Here is an 18,167-nt window from a genome sequence, read left to right as displayed (position 1 = left end):
ACACGTGAGAATGGAGAAAAGTAAGTTTATAAAAATAGCTACTTCAATAGGGATGTCATCTTTTTTATTAACAGGTTGTGGTGATTATGAAGAAGAAACTGCTCAGCAAGAAAGTACAGCTGTTAAAACAGATGGTGCAAAACAAAGAAATGAACAAGAAACATTAAATTGTGATGATAAAGCCCCAACCAATGAAAATATAGAGACAGATGAGTTATGCAAGGAAAATAATCCGTCATTTTCATCTTATCATGAAAACTCTCATTTACCGATACTTCCATTTGTAGCAGGATATTTATTAGCGAGTAGAACTTCAAATATGAATTATACAGCAAAACCAAATTTAATGAAGAAACCATATGCAAATAATGTTATTCCATATCGTGAAAAAGATGAGCGTAGAACAGGTGGCGGTAGTAGCGGTGGTTATTCTGGTGGTTCTAACGGTAACAATAATTCTTCCAATAAAGTGGATTTAAATAAACAGCAGCCAAATCCATCCAATAAAGTAACACCAGATACAAATACGCCAAAATCATCTACTACGCAAACACCGAAAGTAAACTCTGGTTCAAGTGGAATTGGAAACGCAAAAGCGCCAGCAGGATCCTAAAACGAAAGGGTAATGGAGTAATGTATACACAACGAGAGCAAGAAGAGTATATGAAAGTATGGTTTTCACTTGCAGAAGAGGCTAGTAGGAATGGTTTCACTTGGCCTAGTCTGTTAGAGAATGAAGAATGGAATCAATATATGGCAACAGGGATGTATCGCATGCCAGCAAAAACTTATACTGCTATCTCAAAAGCGACAGAAGAAATCATGTATGTGTTATATAGAACGTATCAATATATTGTAAATACGACAGAAGATTTTCAAAAACTTGGATTTCCAGCTGAAGCGTGGGAAATGGCGAGAATGAAACATAATGGTTTATTTTCATATTTTACAAGGTTTGATTTTATCGTAAATGGTGACGATATAAAATTAATAGAAGTAAATTGTGATACGCCAACAGGCTATTTAGAACCGTCTGTCGCAAATGAAGTGTTATGCCGTTATCATGATGTAAATCACCCAAACCATATAGAAGAGCATATTGTGCAAGCATGGGAACAAATTAAACATGACTATCATATAGGCCCTGAAGAGACGATATATTTTACTAGTTATGATTGGCACGATGAAGATAGACAAACGGTCCAGTTTTTAAGAACGTATTGCTTAAATCAGTCAACGGACTATGTAGGAATACAAGACATTGTCGTTGCGGAAGATGGTATATATACGCCAAGTGGAGAAAAAATAAAATATTTATATAGACTGTATCCAATAGAGTATTTAGTAACGGACGTTGATAAGAATGGGAAAAGGATTGGTTTGCAATTTTTAGATCATATTGCGCAAGAAAGAGTGAAAATTATTAATCCGCCAGCCGCGTTTGTTATGCAAAACAAAAGTGTACTCGCACTAATTTGGAAGTTTTATGAAGAAAGTGTTTTCTTTACAGAAGAAGAGCAAGACATTATTTATAAATACTTTCTACCAACATATTTTTCAAATAAGCGATTTCTAGAAAGACATGAATCATACGTTTCAAAACCTGTATTTGGTCGTGAAGGTGGCGGAGTATCTATATACGAAAATGATGAATTATTAGCTGAAGATAAAACAGAGTATTACTTTGAACAAAGGAAGATATACCAGCAATACATAGAAATGCCTGACTATACCATTGACACATGGGATGGTCCATATACTGGTAAACTATTAATTGGCTCTCACTGTATAAGCGGAAGAGCAGCAGGCTTATTTTTACGTGTAGGTGAGAAAATAACGGGAAACTTATCAATGTTTACTGGGGTTACAATTGAAGGATAAAGTAAACAAAGAGCTCATCATTTGTGATGAGCTCTTTCGTCTATGTATAAAACAGCTTTTTATGGTTGGATGTAAAATCTTCACTTTCTTTTTAATTTAAATCTTAATATTATAATTTAAATATTTTTGTGTAATAATATTACCATTTTTTATAGATATGAAAAATGATTAAGTTAAAAATTAAGAAAAATATGATAATATATTTATATAAAAGTTTAAATTTACGTAGCTAGTGGGGGAACCAATATGAAAATGAATGAAATAGTTGCAAGTACACAATTTCCAAATACAATCGAAACAATAACAAAAGATTTAAAAGCATTAGGAGTCGAAAAAGGAATGACAATTATCGTTCATTCATCACTAAGTTCTATCGGGTGGATATCTGGTGGTGCGGTTGCTGTAGTAGAAGCATTAATGAAAGTTGTTACGGAAGAAGGAACGATAATAATGCCAACGCAATCTTCGGATTTGTCCGATCCGAAACATTGGTCAAGACCACCTGTACCGGAAGACTGGTGGCAAATTATCCGAGATAACGTCCCAGCATTTGATTCACGTATAACCCCAACAAGGGGAATGGGTGAAATAGTTGAATGTTTTCGTACATATCCGAATGTAGTACGTAGTAATCATCCGTTAGGAAGTTTTGCTGCATGGGGAAAACATGCAGTAGAAATAACAATGAACCATTCGTTATCAATGAGCTTTGGAGAAGAATCTCCATTAAGAAAAATATATGATTTAGACGGGTACGTATTATTAATTGGTGTTGGATATGATTCCAATACGTCTGTTCATTTATCCGAGGTGCGTTCTGGTGCATGTGAGTTAATACAAGTAGGAGCACCTATTATAGAAAACGGTGAAAGAGTGTGGAAAGAGTTTGTTGAAATGGATTACGAATCTGAGAAGTTTGTAGAAATTGGTGTGGAGTTTGAGCGAAAAGGAACTGTAAAAAATGGGAAGATAGGGAATGCAACGTGTCGTCTAATGAAACAGCGTGATATAGTTGACTTTGGAACAGAATGGTTTCGTAAGAAAAATTAGTAAGGGATGGTTACAATGAAGGGGAAAAAGGTATTAATTACGAGCGGTGGTTGTCTAGAAAAATGGGATCAAGTACGCGGGCATACGAATATGGCCAAAGGTACAATTGGAAGGATAATCGCAGAAGAACTTCTAGCTAAAGGGGCACATGTTATATATTTACACGGTTATTTTGCGGAGAAACCGAGTGATGTACATAGAGGGTTAGAATTACATCCGTTTGAAGGAATCGTTGATTTACAAGATAAAATGAAAAGTATCATCACACATGAAAAGGTTGATGCAGTCATTATGGCAGCGGCTGGATCAGATTGGATTGTGGAGAAGATTTGTGATCAAGATGGTAATGTTCTTAATATGAACGGAAAAATTTCAAGTGATATAGCACCGATTATTCATTTTCAAAAGGCTCCAAAAGTATTAAAACAAATAAAAGAATGGGACCCAGAAACAGTGCTTGTTGGTTTTAAACTTGAAAGTGATTTAAGTGAAGAAGAACTGTTTGAAAGAGCAAAAAATAGAATGAAAGAAGCAAGGGCGAATGTAATGATTGCGAATTCACCACATTCTTTATATTCGCGCGGAGCTGTGCATTATGTAATTGGACAGAATGGTAAAGGGAAGTTGTGCAATGGGAAAGATGAAACAGCGAAAGAAATTGTCAAAAGCTTAGAGATATTATGTAATCGTGTCACTGCTTTTTAAAATTAAGTTTTTAGATAAGAATGAATCCGCATAGTAATAAGTAAGCGAAACTTTAATTGGTGGGAATTTTACTTTTACACGAATGTGAAGCGTATATCAATCAAGAGCTATACACAGAATAATTGGTGAGGAGTGGATTCTATGGAACATTTATTAAAGCAAGCTATTAAACTTAGAAACGAAAAGAAGTATGCGCAGTCTAAAGAGATGCTTATAGGATTAACAAACTTTACAAAGGATGCAGAAGTACTGTATCAGTGTGCGTGGATACATGATGTAATGGGGCTAGAAACAGAAGCAGTTCCGTATTATGAGCAGGCAATCGCAAATGGACTTGATGGCGAATCGCTTTGCGGTGCTTATATTGGTTTAGGAAGTACATATCGTTGTATAGGGGAATATGAAAAGGCAATTACAGTATTAGAAGCTGGGGTGAAAAAATTCCCAGAGAACGCTCCGATGAAAGTATTTTTATCATTAGCAAAATATAACGTAAACGATCACGAATCAGCGATGAAATTATTACTTGAAACTGTCGTGAAAGTAGAGGAAGTAAAAGAATTTGAACGTGCCATTTCATTTTATAAAGACCATTTAAATGAGGTTTTTAAATAAAGGAGTGAACGTATGAAGGCTACACTATCACAAAGGCGAAAAGATATTTGGATTGGACTCGTCTCTTTAATTATGCTATCAAACTATTTATTGTATGCCCTTCCAATTGTACCAGTTGCGCCGAAAGAAGTTGTGCTTGGGTCATTATTAGATTGCATGTTTGTCATTCCAATCATCACGTATTTCTTCATTATTCGAAAAAGATACTCATTAACGTATATAGTTCCTGTTGTAATAGCTGGTTATATTTTTGCAAGATTTATTATTCCAAGTGACTATTTACAAGCTTTTTCATTCATCTCTTATATTATTGTTGCGGCTGAAATTGCATTTGTAGGTATAGAATTATTCCTTCTCTATAAAATTGTTAGAGTGCTTCCTAAAATAATAAAAAAATATAAAGAATATAGAAGAGAAAATTATTCCTTTTCTTATGCAATTGATGCAGCGTTTGACGCTACTATGAAAAGAAGTAAGTTAGTAGATGTCATTCTAACAGAGTGTAAGTTAATCTATTATGCGTTTTTATCGTGGCGTGAAAAAGTACCAACAGGTAAATCTGTATACTCATATCATAAAAAGACTGGTGCTATAGGTGTGTATATCATGATTATTCACGCAACAGTAATTGAAAGCATTGGTTTTCATTATTTACTACATCAGTGGAATTCAGTAATAGCATGGATTTTACTTATTTTAAATGTATACGCGATGATTTATTTTATAGCTGAAATACAAGCGATGCGCAAAAATCCCCTTGTCGTAACAGAAGAACAAGTAATCATTCAAATCGGATTAGGAAAGAAAATCGTTATGCCATTTACACAAATAGATAGTATTGCGTTCTACAAGGGGGAATTGCTAACGGCAAAAGAAGGGAAACAGGTATTGGATGCAACTGTTATGGAGTTCATAAAAGAACCTGCTACTTTTGAAATAATATTAAAAGAGCCAGTGAAAGCGCAGTTGTTATACGGCTTTTCTAAAACAGTAAGTCGTGTTTACTTAAATGTTGATGAAGAACGAAAATTTTATGATGCGGTTAAGGAAAAGTTAAAACATGAGTAATAGTGCTGTTAGTTGCATAAAAACAAATGAGCTTCCGTTAGAAGTGAAAAAATATGAAACATGGATAGTGAAAAACTCTTTCTAAATAAGAAGGAGTTTTTATTATGTACTTGTATAAATCATTATATAAAAAACTATATACTTCTTTATCACTACATAAATGGATATAATTGAGGATAGAACTAGCATAAGGGGAAACAAAATAATGAATAAGTTACTTACATCGAAAATTGAAATTATAGAAAGAAAAATCCGGTATAACTCAACAATAGTAGATCACAATTGCTTATTACTTGAAAAACAATCACAAAGTATCGTTTTGTTTCACGAGGTGCAGTATTCATTTACAATGACTGCAAATGATACTAAGTTAACAATCCCAAAAGGGAGTTATACAATCGCATATTACTGGAAAGATCGTCCGTACAATTTATACGTATGGAGAGATATAAAAGGAAAGTATTTAGGTTCATATTTTAATATCGTAAAAAACACACAAATAAAAGATGAAGTGGTTTCCTTTGAAGATTTAATCATCGATATTATGGTACTTCCAAATGGAGAATACTTCATATTGGATGAGGATGAAGTACCAGAACCATTAGGAAATTTCGAAGGTGGTTATGTGAAGAAAGCTCTTTATGGATTAAAAGAAATCATTCAAAAAGAGCTTCCATCAATAGTTTTGGAGACAGCCAGGGTGCAGAGGAAATAAAATTAAATTACATAAATATTTTGAATAGGAATGAGTAGTCTTAAGTTATACGATCTAACTTTTTTGATAAATCTAAGGTTAGTAGCATATTTCTTGAAATTACTCTTTTTTTGTAGAAATTTCGTCGCTTAGTTACTAAATCCCATCAAATGCATTTAGCGTGTGAGTTTTCTTATTGGTTACAGTGGATTAAAGATCATAAAAAATAGTAAGTAAACGATACCGTTTAAATAAAAAAAAGTAAAATGTTCAAGCAAATCATATGTATGTTTTAATAAAACCTAGTTGACTTATCGGAAATATTTGTATAATATGTACTTAATTCCATAACATATTGCTGATTGGAGAAACCAAAGGCATTTTATCTGTTGATAAAATGCCTTTGGTTTTTTTATTGCACAAATACTGAATCTGTTCATTTATATGAATCATTTTAAGGAGGGAAAGAAATGACTGTTTCAATTGATGAGGTATCAAAATATTTTTTGAAACAAACTGGTATTGTTCAAGTATTAGAGAATATTAATGTTCAATTAGAGAAAGGGGATTTTGTTACAGTAATCGGTCCGAGTGGGTGTGGAAAAAGTACATTACTAAAAATTGTTGCAGGTCTAGATAATGATTTTGAAGGTGAAGTTGTTATTGACGGGGAGCCTATTTTAAAAACCAGCAAGAAACAAGGTTTTATTTTTCAAGAACATAGGCTTTTTCCATGGTTAACAGTTGAAGAAAATATAGCGGCAGATTTGTCGTTAAAAGATAAGTATGTGAAAGATAAGGTGAGAGAATGGGTTGAAATCGTTCGGTTAGATGGCTTTGAAAAATCGTATCCGAAAGAAATTTCAGGCGGGATGTCACAACGTGTTGCGATAGCAAGAGCGTTATTAAGAGATCCCAATATATTATTACTTGATGAACCTTTTGGAGCGCTGGATGCTTTTACTCGAAGTCATTTACAAGAAGTATTGCTAAATATTTGGGAGCAGAAGAAAACAACAATGATATTCGTTACACATGATATAGACGAAGCGATATATCTTTCAAACCGAATCATCATTATGAGTACAAAGCCTGGAAAAATACATAAAGTAATTGAAAATAATTTGCCTTATCCGCGAAATAAAACTTCTCAATTATTCCAACAACTTCGAACGAAAGTATTACAGCAGTTTGAATATGGAGGATTGATTCAAACAAGTATATAGGAAAAGGGTGATTTTATATGTATAAAAAATTTAAAGTTCTTTCTTTTGCTTTAGCTATATCAGTATGTTTATTAGGATGTGAAAAAAGTACAGTAAGTAGTAAGAAAGAAGATGTAACAATACAAATTGGTATACAACAAGGATTAAGCCCGCTATTACTAGCAAAGAAAAAGGGGTGGTTTGAAGAGGAGTTTAAAAAAGAAGGAGTTAAAGTGAAATGGACAGAGTTCCAAAGTGGACCTCCTTATTTTGAAGCAATTGCATCAAACCGATTAGACTTTGGTGAAGTAGGGAATTCTCCAGTCATTTCAGCGCAAGCAGCAGGTATTGGATTTACCGAAATCGCCAATACAAGTTATGCGAGAAAAGGAACTGGAATTCTCGTTCAAAAAGATAGCAAGATTGCGAGTGTAAAAGAGTTAAAAGGTAAAAAAATTGCAGTAGCAAAAGGAAGTAGTGCCTTTAATTTATTATATCGAGCACTCGATAAAGAAGGTATCGATGCAAAAGATGTAAATGTCATTCAATTACAACCAGATGAAGCGCAGCCTGCATTTGAATCAGGATCAGTAGATGCATGGGCGATTTGGGACCCTTTCATATCATTACATACATTAAATAAAGGTGCGAAAGTGATTGCAGACGGTGAAACATTAAATGTCTCTTCACCAGAATTTTTAATTACGAGAACAAAATTTGCGAAAGAACATCCAGAATTAGTTGAGAAATTCCTCAAAGTTTATGAGAAAGCACGTGTATGGCAAGATGCTAACTTAGATGAAGCAATAAAAGTATATACTTCTGTAAAAAAGATAGATGCGGAGATCGTAAAAGAAGTGTTTAATCACGACAAACCAATTTTAGTTCCGGTAACGAAGGAAATAATAGCAGAACAACAAAAGACAGCGGATTTTCAATATAAGCTCGGTTCTATAAAGAAAGAAATTAAGACGGAAAAAGTTGTAGATAATTCTTTCGTAGAAAAAGCATTGAAAGCGAAGTGAAAAGAGGTTTTGTAAAGTGGAAAATACGAAAGCTGTTATGAAACCAGCGAGTATAACGATTGAGAAAAACAGCGTCAAGAAGGTGCGAAAGTTAAATGTAAAAATTTTAGTAAGGGCGATTACTATACCGGTTATTATATTAATAATTTGGCAGTTGGCTGGCGTATTCGGTCTTGTTTCTAAAACAGTCTTACCAACACCATTAGATATTTTTCTAGCTTTCCAAGATCTTATTAAAACAGGAGAGTTATTCGGCCATTTAAGTATTAGTGTATTTAGGGCTGCGGCTGGTTTCTTTATTGGCGGAGGCTTAGGAATCATTTTAGGAACGATTGTTGGATTTTCAACGAGAAGTGAGCAATATTTAGATCCATCTGTGCAAATGTTAAGAACTGTACCTCATTTAGCTGTTGCACCGCTTTTCGTATTATGGTTCGGTTTTGGTGAAACATCGAAAGTGTTATTAATTGCAGATGGTGCATTTTTTCCTTTATACGTAAACGCATTTTTAGGTATTAGAGGTGTGGATTCAAAGTTATTTGATGTTGCGAGAGTGTTAGAGTTTAGTAAAAGAAAATTAATCACGAAACTAATTTTACCAGCTGCATTGCCTAACCTTTTACTAGGAGCAAGGTTATCGTTAGGTGTTGCATGGGTGAGTTTAGTAGTAGCAGAACTTATGGGGTCTACAGAAGGTATTGGCTATATGATTATGGATGCAAGGCAATTTTCAAATACAGATATCGTATTTGTCGGCATAATTATATTTGCATTTGTTGGGAAGTTTTCTGACTCTCTAGTACGTTTACTAGAAGTGAAGTTTTTAAGATGGCGAGATAACTTTAAAGGTGAGACAGGGGATTAACATATAAATTATTAGGGGTAATTTATATAGAATGTGTTAGTATACGACTCAAAATAAATAAGGGGTGTGTAAAGATATGGAATTATTATGGTTTATTCCGGCTTATGGAGATGGTCGATATTTAGGAACGACAAAACGAGGAAGAGCAGCTGAATATGGTTATTATAAGCAAGTTGCTGCGGCAGCTGATTATTTAGGATATACGGGTGTTTTACTTCCAACTGGTCAAGGATGTGAAGACCCTTGGGTGTTAGCTTCAGCTCTTGCTGCTGAAACAGAAAAACTAAAATTTTTAGTAGCAGTGAGACCAGGACTAATGTCACCTACAGTTGCAGCGAGGATGGCATCTACATTTGATAGAATTTCAGATGGGAGACTACTTATCAATGTAGTAGCTGGAGGAGATCCAGTTGAACTACAAGGAGATGGATTATATCTTGAGCATGATGAAAGATATGAAGCAGCGGATGAATTTTTAAAAGTTTGGAAATCGACATTGCAGGGTGAAACGATCTCTTTAGAAGGAAAACATATTAAAGTTACAGATAGTAAAGTTGTCTTCCCACCAGTTCAAACGCCCTATCCTCCAATATATTTCGGGGGATCATCAACTGCTGGAAAAGAAGTAGCAGCTCAACATAGTGATGTATACTTAACGTGGGGAGAGCCGCCAGAGCAAGTGAAAGAGAAAATAGAAGAAGTAAGAAAACTTGCAGAAGAGAAGGGGCGTACAGTACGATTTGGCATTAGATTACACGTAATTGTAAGAGAGACAGAAGAAGAAGCATGGGAAGAGGCAGAACGTTTAATTCAATATGTGGATAATGAAACAATTGAGCTTGCTCAAAAGACATTTGCAAGATATGATTCGGTTGGTCAAAAACGGATGACACATTTAAATAAAGGTACGAGAGAGTCGTTAGAGATAAGCCCTAATTTATGGGCTGGAATCGGACTTGTAAGAGGTGGGGCAGGTACTGCACTTGTAGGCGATCCGCATACAGTAGCAGAAAGAATAAAAGAATATGAATCGTTAGGAATTGATACGTTTGTTTTATCAGGATATCCACATTTAGAAGAAGCATATGAAGTGGCAGAATTGTTATTCCCATTATTGAAAGACGAGAAGAAAGAAGCAAATAAAATTGTTGGTGAAATGATTGCTGATGCATATGCATTAAAAAAATAGTCAGAAATAAAGTTTCATCTATTTATTGCTTCATTTTGTTTATTGCCTGTTAATACGGGATAAAAAATCCGCAAGTTATTCGCTTGCGGGTTTTCATCGTAAATTATTAGAAAATATGGTAAAATTAAAGGGTAACTTAAGGTGCGGTTGGTTGTTCAATTATCACTTCTCCGAGTAGGAGGGGGGTGATAATACGTGAGTGAAATAGCGTTGCTACTGCAGGGTGGACTGTTTCTCGTTGCATTGTTAACGTTCGTCGTCGTTTTAATAGACAAGCTCAAAAAATAACAACCCACCTATGCCTATAGAATGTGGGTTGTTTTGTTTGTAAGAAACAAATAGGATAAATGAACAATCCAATCTGCTAAGTTACGTGGACTAGTGTGTAGCCGCACACTAGTCTTTTTTATTTATATACAATTTATAATTGGTTTATGTGATTGTATTGTTCTTTTCATACTCATTATAACACAGTGTCTTTTCATCAAGAAAGGAGACCGTATGTTCTGGTCCTTGTTATATAGTAGGTGCTTTTTCTTTAAACAGCCCATCCATATACTGTTTTAAACTTTGGACATGAAATTTCTGTGTATTCACATTATTTACACCGACAATGGGTGATGGAAGGTCAAATCTTTTTTCTGATAAATGAACGACAACATCAAAGATGTCAAACAAACGAATGAAGCAAAACAGACCGTCTTTATCGCTAAGTAAAATAAAGTAATGATTTTCACTACTTGTATTTAGCGTATTCCATAAAGAACTTTTGCTTAAATCACGTACAATGCTTTTTTCTTTTAGTTCCACGAAATCTGCATTTGAGAGAATGGTAGAGATATCAATTGCATCTTGATTTTCAAAGTAGCCATCAACTGTTTGTACAGCGAATGTATAAGCCATTTTTAATATACTCATTTTATATTTACGGTTATCTAATAGCAATTCACGTTGAATAGAACTTGCTACTTTCGTTACACGTTCCTCTTTCCAAATTTCATTATGTAAGGAAATATCGTGCTTTTTACATAGTTTCATAATTAATGCATTAGAATAAAGAATTTCGTCGCTTACTTCGACAACATCAGTCTCAGCAGCCGCAAGTTCTTCGCCGTGCTCATTCGTATAGAGTGGGGAATCAATTTGTCTTTTCATTTGTTCAATCTTAAATTGACTCAATTTATGCCTAATTAAAGGACGATCAATATTTGTTGTCATTTGTTCATGGCAAGTATCACAAATTGAGTTTGTGAAATAATATCCACATAATATTTCTGGAATGACATATTGTTCACTAAGTTCTTTCGTATCTTTTCTGCAAATGATGCATTGTGTCATTTTTATCACCTTTACCTGCAAATTTGTATGTAATCTCATTGTAGTGTATTTATCGGTATTTTGGAATATTGTAAAGGAAAATATTATGTGAAATTCATACTTATTTTGGTACAATGAAGAGAAGTGCTAGTTTAAAGGAGGCCATTTTTTTGAAATCAAAAGTGCACTTTTGGACATTAGAAGTGCTAATGGTTGTAGGAATCATATTTATTTGCACAAAAATATCATTTTTATTTCAACCGATTGGTATCTTCATATCAACATTATTTTTCCCAATCTTAATCGCGCTTTTTTTATACTTCATATTTAATCCTGTATTAATCTTTTTGGAGAATAAAAAAGTACCTAGAAATTTAGCGATATTGCTGTTATATCTTTTTATCATAACATTAACTGCGGTTGGCGTTGGAGTAGTTGTTCCTACGATTTCACAACAGCTAATGGACTTAGTAAAAAATATGCCAGGCTACATAAAAGAGGGAAAAGTATACATACAAGAATTATCACATCATAGGTTGTTTGAATGGTTATCTACACAAAACTACGTTTCCATTGAAACAATTGAAAAAAATGCGATTGAATACTTAAAAGATATACCAAATACAATTACGTCGAGTGCAACGGCTTTATTTGGTATTATCACGAACGTTGCGTTAGTTGTATTTACTGTACCGTTCATTTTATTTTACATGTTTAAAGATGGACATGCCTTTCCAGGAAAAGCGGTAAGTTTATTACCAGAGTCTTACCGTGAAGAGGGGCTTCGTATCATTAAGGAAACGAACGAAACATTATCTGCATATATTCAAGGGCAAGCGCTCGTTTGTATATTTGTAGGTGCTTTTACTTTTATCGGTTATTTAATTATCGATTTACCGTACGCTTTTGTTTTAGGAATTATAGCAGCATTTACAAACATCATTCCTAACTTAGGTCCATTTATCGGAGCAGCACCAGCTGTTATTGTAGGACTGTTCGTATCTCCGATGCAAGCCTTATACGTAATTATTATCGTAACAATTGTACAACAGTTTGAAAGTAATATTATTTCACCACGTATTATGAGCTCAAAATTAAACATCCACCCATTAACAATTATTATCCTAATTTTAGGGGTAGGTAACTTTGCTGGAATCATCGGAATGATTTTAGCAGTACCAGTTTATGCAGTAACAAAAACAGTTGTTTCGAACTTAGTGAGATTGTTTAAGACGAAGAGAAGTAATCGGAAATAGTAAAACCTGAGAAAGATACACCTCTTTTTAAGTGGTGTATCTTTTGTTTATAAAAAAATAATTAAAAGCGGGTTGATTTGATTTTATTATATATTTTTTATATATCAAATTCAGTGATGAACTTGTGTGATATAAGCTCTATAAAACTATGTGGAATCCCTCTGAACTATCCAAATCATTTCTTTACAGCGTGCTATTAACATCATAATCTACTCCTTTCAATTCTATATAGTTAAACGATTAAAGATGAATGTAGTATTTGCTTCTACGATCTCGAATTTCATTAATAACTTGATTATATTGTCTTTCTTGTTTTAATTCATTTTGAGATATTGTTTCTTTTTGAATCGTAATCGTTAAAAAGAAAAGGTGAAACTTCATATGTGAATTCCTCCTTTCGAATTGGAATTACAGATGACTACAGTAATGACTTTGTCTTTCTTTTACAGAATCCATAGCCTGATTAATTTGTCGTTCATGAAGCATTTCAGACTCAGAAAATTTATTTTTTTGAATGGTAATGGTTAAAAAGAATACTTTAAATTTCATAAAATAATTGCCCCTTTATAAGTGATTTAGAAAAAACGAGTGTAATAAGAAATTAAAGGTGACTACAGTAATGACTTTGTCTTTCTTTTACAGAATCCATAGCCTGATTAATTTGTCGCTCATGGAGCATTTCAGACTCGGAAAATTTATTTTTTTGAATGGTAATGGTTAAAAAGAATACTTTAAATTTCATTAGATAATTACCCCTTTATAAGTGATTTAGAAAAGACGAGTGTAATAAGAAGATTGGCGCTCTTTTACTTCGTCCATAATGTTTTGGATGTGTTGCTCGCGTAAAATCTCTTTCTGTGAGAGCTTACGTTTTTGAATGGTGATTGTTAAAAAGAATGCTTTAAATTTCATGAATATATTACCCCTTTAAAATATATTTTTAATACATTTGAGTGTAGTGCGAACTTTTAATGTCAGTTATTTTATCAGTCAGTCGTTTTAACTGTTGTTTACGATTGATTTCAGTTTCAGATAAAGTATTTTTTTGAAGCACAGTCGTAAAAAAGAAAATATGAAAAGTCATAAATGAATTCCTCCTTTCGAAAAGGAATTACAGGTGATCACAGTAAAGTGCTTGGCGCTCCTTAACATCATTCATAGCTTTTTCAATTTGCTGATTATGAAGAATTTCATCTTTGGAAATTGTATTTCTTTGAATCGTAATACTTAAAAACAATACGCTAATAGTCATTGAATGTTGCTCCTTTCTTAGAAAAATAATGTAAGAGACTAAAAAAATCGCGCAAAAAAACCACAGGAAGATACAGTTCTCCTATGGCTGGGCGTGAAAAAGCCACAGGAAAGTATACGACCTCCTGTGGCGAATTTATGAATTAAATGAAATAAAGTACGATTTTCAATTCTCCATTAGGGTGGTCGAATTCATATTTAATTGTCCAGAAAACACAGGTGCAGTTAACGCTAAAGTTAATGCATGTAATTGTAATTTCATCATTTCCTTCGACCTCCTTTTAGAATTTTTTTCTTACGTTAGTAAGTATATACAATTAATGGATAATTGTAAACATAAAAAATGAAAATTTTTAATTTTGATTAAAATGCGTATATTTAAAAAGGGATTTGAAAGTAAATATTGTAATTAACGAATATCGATAAAAATGGGGGATGCTAAATGAAATATATGCATCATAACATGATCGTTATGCTAACAATTTTTTTATTCATTGCGGCTTGTTCTGACGGAGAAAGAATAAAAGATATATATGATGTTAGGTCAGATGATTTTAAGAAATATACTGGGACATACGTTGGTAATAATTCAGATGTGGTTGCAATTGTTAATGATTTACCCGGTGGTGGAACAGTTCAAAGTATAAGTTTAGGAAAGTTTGGCGGGAAAATAATAATCATGCTATATGAAAACTTCTCATCTGAGAAGTTTTTTGTTTTTATGTGTAAGCGAAATAATTTGTTGAAGTGCAAGCTACTATTCAATATGATAAATATAAAAACTTCGCGAGAAAGTGGGAAGTATAAAAATGCGTACAATTTTACTTTTTCTAAACAACATGTCCATCGATAAAATAGAGAACATTAGACATAAACATGATCCTTTATTTGGATTAATTCTACCGCATATAACAATCGTATTCCCATTTAAGAGTAATATTTCAAATGATGAATTAAAATCTCATATTTTTAATGTATCAATAGGGGGAGGCAAAATTGAAATTGAGTTTGCAAATCGTATCACTAGTGTAGGAAACTATTTGTTTTTAGAAGTTGATGGAGGAAGAAAACAAATAGAAGAACTACATGATAGGCTGTATACAGGACCTTTATTACAATTTTTGAAAGAAGACATTCCGTACATCCCGCATGTAACAGTCGGAAGAAAAGAAAGTGCCGAATTAGCTGCTGAAGTAGTGAAGGAGATTCCTAGTTTTCATGGGGAGTTAAATTGTGTGATTGATAGAATAAGCGTGGAGCGAATTGGAGAGAACGGGGAATCAATTATTGAATTTGAAGTGCCATTTCTAAAAAGCTGACAAAAGTCAGCTTTTTATTTCGTAGCATGAAGTAATGCACCAATTGCACCGCTATTACCACCATCTTGTAAAAAGATTGGTGTTTTATTTTGATATTCGGTGTAGCTACTAATAATATGTTGAAGTTGTACGTTATTACATAAAGTCGAACCAATATAAATAATATGTTCAATGTTTTTTGTTTCAGCGAATTGAAGGCTTAATGCAGTAACGACTTCACCGACAAGTCCTTGCACAGTAGCTAGTATATCGGAGCTACTATTATTTGATTCTGTAATGGCTGCTTTTCCGAAGTTGCTAGCAGTTAAGTTATTATCGATAGGGGAAAGAATACCACCATAAATATCTCCAACCGTAATATCTAGTTCTTTTCTAGATCCTACTTTTGTTAGAGGTATTATATCTTCAAAATGATCTATATTTGTTAACAATTTTGAAAGTCCCATAATAGTCCCACCGCCAACTCCGGTTCCACCAGCGCGAATATATTGTTCATTATAAACATAATGGATAGAAGTACCTGTACCGATATTGGTTAAAATAAAATTGTTTATAGTGTGTTTTTCTTCTTTTAATATGTATTGGACACCTGCAAGAGTAGATTCAAATTCGTTTAGCTCTATTATTTTATATGAACCTGTAAGCAGTTGCTGTAATAATTTCGATTTACCACCCGTAATACATATTTGTTTTATGCCATTGTTGTTTTTAATCCAATCTATTATTTTATGTTGTTCATGAGAATAAAATTTTTTAAAAGTTAATAGCTTTTTTTCGTTAAAATAAGCTATTTTCGTTAATGTGCCTCCAGCATCGATACCGATAGTACGTTCCATTTTCCTGCTCCTAACTACGTAATATGTTTTCCTATTTACTTAATTGGTTGAGAATAGATATTTCCAACTGATATAAGGAACACTTTAATCTGCTTGATATATTAATAGTTTTTCTATAGTTACAATAGGCTGGTCGTTGACAGTTGCAATACCTTTACCAAGAACAAAACCTCGGCGATTGCGCGTTAGCTCATAATGTAAATCAAGTTTATCACCGGGATATGCTTTTCCGTGGAATTCAACTCCATCTAAAGAGGAGAGGAATCCTAGTCCTTCAGAATCACTGGTATGTACAAATGCACTAAGCTGAGCAAGTGCTTCTACAATTAACATATGAGGCATATGTTTTTGACTATCATTTATAAACCATTCGTTATTTGTAATGAGTTTATATCCTGTAACGAATTCATCTTGTTTTGCATTTGTTACTTTATCAATCATTAAAAATGGATAACGATGGAGAAGTGTGTCTTTAATATGCATATGAAAGTACCTCCAATTAATAATACCCCTGCTAAAGTTAAGCAGGGGAGTGGGGACTAATTTTTAACTAATTCATTTACTTTTTCAAGGACGAAAATGCCGCTATTTCTAATGTTTTCAACAACTTGTTGCAACACTTCTTTATTTTGAACGAGTGCAATACGTACGAAGCCTTCTCCGTGAGGTCCAAATGCATGACCAGGTGTAACAACGACATTCGCACGATCCATTAATGCATAAGCGAAGTCTAGAGAAGTCCATCCTTGTGGAATTTCAGCCCAGACAAACATACTACCAGCTGGCTTATCGACATTCCAGCCAAATGTTCGGAATCCATCGATTAGTGTATCTCTACGTTCTTGATAAATTTCACGGTTTTTCTCACAAAACGTAGCACCGTTTCTTAGTGCAGCACATGCCGCTTTTTGAATTGGTAAAAATACACCGTAATCGGTATTAGATTTAAATTGAGTAAGTGCACGAACAATTTCTTCGTTTCCAATCATATATCCAATACGGCTACCTGCTAAACTATAACTTTTTGACAAAGAATTGATTTCTACACCAACTTCTTTAGCACCAGGTACAGAGAGGAAGCTAATTGGCTTATTACCATCGAAATAAAATTCAGCATAAGCAAAATCATGGACAACGATAATATTATGCTTTTTCGCGAATGCGATTACTTCTTTAAAGAAATCTTCATGAGCTATTGCTGGAACGGGATTCCCTGGGAAGTTTAAAATCATCATCTTCGCTTGATCGGCAATTTCTTCAGGGATAACTTCTAAGTCTGGTAAGAAATCATTCTCTTTCGTTAAAGGCATGTAGTAAGATGTTGCACCAGCCATTTGAATACCTGTTTCATAAGCTGTATATCCTGGATCAGGAACTAATATAATATCACCTGGATTTGCATAAACCATAGGTAAATGAACGAGCCCGTCTTGTGAACCCATTAATAATAAAACTTCTTTATCTGCATTTAATAAAACGTTATGAGTGTTGTTGTAATATTCAGTTACAGCTTCGTGAAATTCTTGAATACCGGATAATGTATACCCGTAGCTCTCTTTTTCACTCGCTGTATGTACCATTGTTTCTCTTACAAAATCAGCGGGCGGCATATCAGGATTTCCGATGCTCAAATCAATCATGTTATGACCTGCTGCAATTTTTTCTTTTTTATAGGCTCCTAATTCACTAAATATAGAAGATTGGAATGCTTTCATTCTAGTTGCTAACGTGTAAGTCATCAAAACCCCTCCTAAAACAGTGCTTTCATTCTGCATTTTTAATTATTCTGAAAACACATGTTTATATTTTATCATTTTTTTATGAAAATTAAAACGATTGACAAATTTAGAGGAAGGATCAGCCTATTTTGAAAAGTATCGATGTAAATAGC

The 18,167-nt window shown here is 33.6% G+C and carries 24 protein-coding genes and 1 pseudogene; 15 read left to right on the top strand and 10 right to left on the bottom strand.

Annotation, left to right across the window (positions count from 1 at the left end; all coding sequences use genetic code 11):
* Nucleotides 1-4: 4 nt before the first annotated feature.
* The 12 genes from AXW78_RS14125 to AXW78_RS34870 all read left to right on the top strand — a co-directional run bounded on the left by AXW78_RS14125 (nt 5) and on the right by AXW78_RS34870 (nt 10,585).
* On the top strand, nt 5-613 hold the full coding sequence (locus AXW78_RS14125; RefSeq protein WP_001242220.1) for a hypothetical protein: 609 nt from the start codon (nt 5-7) through the stop codon (nt 611-613).
* Nucleotides 614-633: 20 nt separating this feature from the next.
* Entirely contained in the window at nt 634-1,881 is a 1,248-nt protein-coding gene (locus AXW78_RS14120) for a glutathionylspermidine synthase family protein (RefSeq protein WP_000288525.1), read from the top strand.
* 246 nt (nt 1,882-2,127) lie between these two features.
* Nucleotides 2,128-2,931, top strand: a complete 804-nt coding sequence (locus tag AXW78_RS14115) for an AAC(3) family N-acetyltransferase (protein WP_000783346.1) — start codon at nt 2,128-2,130, stop codon at nt 2,929-2,931.
* 15 nt (nt 2,932-2,946) lie between these two features.
* The gene (locus tag AXW78_RS14110; RefSeq protein WP_000676728.1) at nt 2,947-3,636 is read left to right on the top strand and encodes a phosphopantothenoylcysteine decarboxylase domain-containing protein; all 690 of its coding nucleotides are present in this window, start codon (nt 2,947-2,949) and stop codon (nt 3,634-3,636) included.
* A gap of 141 nt (nt 3,637-3,777) precedes the next feature.
* Nucleotides 3,778-4,251 carry a tetratricopeptide repeat protein gene (locus tag AXW78_RS14105; RefSeq protein ID WP_000400636.1) on the top strand — a complete coding sequence of 158 codons (474 nt, stop codon included), beginning with the start codon at nt 3,778-3,780 and terminating at the stop codon, nt 4,249-4,251.
* A 12-nt stretch (nt 4,252-4,263) separates the two neighbouring features.
* Entirely contained in the window at nt 4,264-5,319 is a 1,056-nt protein-coding gene (locus AXW78_RS14100) for a hypothetical protein (protein ID WP_061884291.1), read from the top strand.
* Nucleotides 5,320-5,524: 205 nt separating this feature from the next.
* Nucleotides 5,525-6,034: a ribonuclease FAU-1 family protein gene (locus AXW78_RS14095; RefSeq protein ID WP_001037880.1), complete on the top strand. Its 510-nt coding sequence runs from the start codon at nt 5,525-5,527 to the stop codon at nt 6,032-6,034.
* Between the two features lie 449 nt (nt 6,035-6,483).
* Nucleotides 6,484-7,239, top strand: coding sequence for an ABC transporter ATP-binding protein (locus AXW78_RS14090; protein WP_000218572.1), 756 nt, complete (start codon nt 6,484-6,486; stop codon nt 7,237-7,239).
* A gap of 17 nt (nt 7,240-7,256) precedes the next feature.
* Entirely contained in the window at nt 7,257-8,243 is a 987-nt protein-coding gene (locus AXW78_RS14085) for an aliphatic sulfonate ABC transporter substrate-binding protein (RefSeq protein ID WP_061884290.1), read from the top strand.
* 16 nt (nt 8,244-8,259) lie between these two features.
* Complete coding sequence (locus tag AXW78_RS14080) at nt 8,260-9,108, top strand: ABC transporter permease (RefSeq protein WP_000432129.1); 849 nt, start codon at nt 8,260-8,262, stop codon at nt 9,106-9,108.
* Between the two features lie 76 nt (nt 9,109-9,184).
* On the top strand, nt 9,185-10,297 hold the full coding sequence (gene ssuD / locus AXW78_RS14075; RefSeq protein WP_061884289.1) for an FMNH2-dependent alkanesulfonate monooxygenase: 1,113 nt from the start codon (nt 9,185-9,187) through the stop codon (nt 10,295-10,297).
* Between the two features lie 195 nt (nt 10,298-10,492).
* Complete coding sequence (locus AXW78_RS34870; RefSeq protein ID WP_001289320.1) at nt 10,493-10,585, top strand: putative holin-like toxin; 93 nt, start codon at nt 10,493-10,495, stop codon at nt 10,583-10,585.
* A 228-nt stretch (nt 10,586-10,813) separates the two neighbouring features.
* Here the strand turns inward: AXW78_RS34870 and AXW78_RS14070 are convergent, their stop codons facing one another.
* The gene (locus AXW78_RS14070) at nt 10,814-11,635 is read right to left on the bottom strand and encodes an HNH endonuclease (protein WP_000189712.1); all 822 of its coding nucleotides are present in this window, start codon (nt 11,633-11,635) and stop codon (nt 10,814-10,816) included.
* A gap of 149 nt (nt 11,636-11,784) precedes the next feature.
* On the opposite strand from AXW78_RS14070, the gene AXW78_RS14065 reads away from it, so the two are divergent.
* Complete coding sequence (locus AXW78_RS14065; protein ID WP_000837892.1) at nt 11,785-12,870, top strand: AI-2E family transporter; 1,086 nt, start codon at nt 11,785-11,787, stop codon at nt 12,868-12,870.
* 240 nt (nt 12,871-13,110) lie between these two features.
* On the opposite strand, the gene AXW78_RS14060 is transcribed toward AXW78_RS14065, so the two are convergent.
* Genes AXW78_RS14060 through AXW78_RS14035 form a run of 6 tightly spaced genes read right to left on the bottom strand, consistent with a single transcriptional unit; the run spans nt 13,111 to nt 14,122 of the window.
* Complete coding sequence (locus tag AXW78_RS14060; protein WP_000668499.1) at nt 13,111-13,251, bottom strand: YrzI family small protein; 141 nt, start codon at nt 13,249-13,251, stop codon at nt 13,111-13,113.
* A 27-nt stretch (nt 13,252-13,278) separates the two neighbouring features.
* The gene (locus AXW78_RS14055; RefSeq protein WP_000669805.1) at nt 13,279-13,419 is read right to left on the bottom strand and encodes a YrzI family small protein; all 141 of its coding nucleotides are present in this window, start codon (nt 13,417-13,419) and stop codon (nt 13,279-13,281) included.
* A 52-nt stretch (nt 13,420-13,471) separates the two neighbouring features.
* Entirely contained in the window at nt 13,472-13,612 is a 141-nt protein-coding gene (locus AXW78_RS14050; RefSeq protein ID WP_000669805.1) for a YrzI family small protein, read from the bottom strand.
* A gap of 26 nt (nt 13,613-13,638) precedes the next feature.
* The gene (locus AXW78_RS14045; protein ID WP_000668963.1) at nt 13,639-13,782 is read right to left on the bottom strand and encodes a YrzI family small protein; all 144 of its coding nucleotides are present in this window, start codon (nt 13,780-13,782) and stop codon (nt 13,639-13,641) included.
* A 28-nt stretch (nt 13,783-13,810) separates the two neighbouring features.
* The gene (locus AXW78_RS14040; RefSeq protein WP_000142730.1) at nt 13,811-13,954 is read right to left on the bottom strand and encodes a YrzI family small protein; all 144 of its coding nucleotides are present in this window, start codon (nt 13,952-13,954) and stop codon (nt 13,811-13,813) included.
* 27 nt (nt 13,955-13,981) lie between these two features.
* Entirely contained in the window at nt 13,982-14,122 is a 141-nt protein-coding gene (locus AXW78_RS14035; RefSeq protein WP_000156196.1) for a YrzI family small protein, read from the bottom strand.
* Between the two features lie 441 nt (nt 14,123-14,563).
* Here AXW78_RS14035 and AXW78_RS34865 point away from each other — a divergent pair.
* Nucleotides 14,564-14,777: pseudogene (locus AXW78_RS34865) on the top strand (hypothetical protein); the annotation flags it as partial.
* 153 nt (nt 14,778-14,930) lie between these two features.
* A complete protein-coding gene (locus AXW78_RS14025; RefSeq protein WP_001259202.1) occupies nt 14,931-15,440 on the top strand; it encodes a 2'-5' RNA ligase family protein in 510 nt (169 codons plus the stop codon).
* Nucleotides 15,441-15,454: 14 nt separating this feature from the next.
* Here the strand turns inward: AXW78_RS14025 and coaW are convergent, their stop codons facing one another.
* The 3 genes from coaW to AXW78_RS14010 all read right to left on the bottom strand — a co-directional run bounded on the left by coaW (nt 15,455) and on the right by AXW78_RS14010 (nt 18,015).
* Nucleotides 15,455-16,276: a type II pantothenate kinase gene (gene coaW, locus AXW78_RS14020; RefSeq protein WP_000442497.1), complete on the bottom strand. Its 822-nt coding sequence runs from the start codon at nt 16,274-16,276 to the stop codon at nt 15,455-15,457.
* A gap of 84 nt (nt 16,277-16,360) precedes the next feature.
* Nucleotides 16,361-16,759: a 3-hydroxyacyl-ACP dehydratase FabZ family protein gene (locus tag AXW78_RS14015; RefSeq protein WP_061884288.1), complete on the bottom strand. Its 399-nt coding sequence runs from the start codon at nt 16,757-16,759 to the stop codon at nt 16,361-16,363.
* A 56-nt stretch (nt 16,760-16,815) separates the two neighbouring features.
* On the bottom strand, nt 16,816-18,015 hold the full coding sequence (locus AXW78_RS14010; protein ID WP_000222707.1) for an LL-diaminopimelate aminotransferase: 1,200 nt from the start codon (nt 18,013-18,015) through the stop codon (nt 16,816-16,818).
* Nucleotides 18,016-18,167: the final 152 nt, after the last annotated feature.

The organism is Bacillus thuringiensis (assembly GCF_001595725.1).
Lineage (GTDB): Bacteria > Bacillota > Bacilli > Bacillales > Bacillaceae_G > Bacillus_A > Bacillus_A thuringiensis_K.
Note: the sequence above shows the minus strand (reverse complement) of the source record. Positions and strands in the feature narration are given on the sequence as shown.

Coding starts and splice junctions, on each gene's coding strand:
- AXW78_RS14120 (WP_000288525.1), top strand. CDS start 634: ATGTATACACAACGAGAGCAAGAAGAGTATATGAAAGTATGGTTTTCA.
- AXW78_RS14115 (WP_000783346.1), top strand. CDS start 2,128: ATGAAAATGAATGAAATAGTTGCAAGTACACAATTTCCAAATACAATC.
- AXW78_RS14110 (WP_000676728.1), top strand. CDS start 2,947: ATGAAGGGGAAAAAGGTATTAATTACGAGCGGTGGTTGTCTAGAAAAA.
- AXW78_RS14105 (WP_000400636.1), top strand. CDS start 3,778: ATGGAACATTTATTAAAGCAAGCTATTAAACTTAGAAACGAAAAGAAG.
- AXW78_RS14100 (WP_061884291.1), top strand. CDS start 4,264: ATGAAGGCTACACTATCACAAAGGCGAAAAGATATTTGGATTGGACTC.
- AXW78_RS14095 (WP_001037880.1), top strand. CDS start 5,525: ATGAATAAGTTACTTACATCGAAAATTGAAATTATAGAAAGAAAAATC.
- AXW78_RS14090 (WP_000218572.1), top strand. CDS start 6,484: ATGACTGTTTCAATTGATGAGGTATCAAAATATTTTTTGAAACAAACT.
- AXW78_RS14085 (WP_061884290.1), top strand. CDS start 7,257: ATGTATAAAAAATTTAAAGTTCTTTCTTTTGCTTTAGCTATATCAGTA.
- ssuD (WP_061884289.1), top strand. CDS start 9,185: ATGGAATTATTATGGTTTATTCCGGCTTATGGAGATGGTCGATATTTA.
- AXW78_RS14070 (WP_000189712.1), bottom strand. CDS start 11,635: ATGACACAATGCATCATTTGCAGAAAAGATACGAAAGAACTTAGTGAA.
- AXW78_RS14060 (WP_000668499.1), bottom strand. CDS start 13,251: ATGAAGTTTCACCTTTTCTTTTTAACGATTACGATTCAAAAAGAAACA.
- AXW78_RS14055 (WP_000669805.1), bottom strand. CDS start 13,419: ATGAAATTTAAAGTATTCTTTTTAACCATTACCATTCAAAAAAATAAA.
- AXW78_RS14050 (WP_000669805.1), bottom strand. CDS start 13,612: ATGAAATTTAAAGTATTCTTTTTAACCATTACCATTCAAAAAAATAAA.
- AXW78_RS14045 (WP_000668963.1), bottom strand. CDS start 13,782: ATGAAATTTAAAGCATTCTTTTTAACAATCACCATTCAAAAACGTAAG.
- AXW78_RS14040 (WP_000142730.1), bottom strand. CDS start 13,954: ATGACTTTTCATATTTTCTTTTTTACGACTGTGCTTCAAAAAAATACT.
- AXW78_RS14035 (WP_000156196.1), bottom strand. CDS start 14,122: ATGACTATTAGCGTATTGTTTTTAAGTATTACGATTCAAAGAAATACA.
- AXW78_RS14025 (WP_001259202.1), top strand. CDS start 14,931: ATGCGTACAATTTTACTTTTTCTAAACAACATGTCCATCGATAAAATA.
- coaW (WP_000442497.1), bottom strand. CDS start 16,276: ATGGAACGTACTATCGGTATCGATGCTGGAGGCACATTAACGAAAATA.
- AXW78_RS14015 (WP_061884288.1), bottom strand. CDS start 16,759: ATGCATATTAAAGACACACTTCTCCATCGTTATCCATTTTTAATGATT.
- AXW78_RS14010 (WP_000222707.1), bottom strand. CDS start 18,015: ATGACTTACACGTTAGCAACTAGAATGAAAGCATTCCAATCTTCTATA.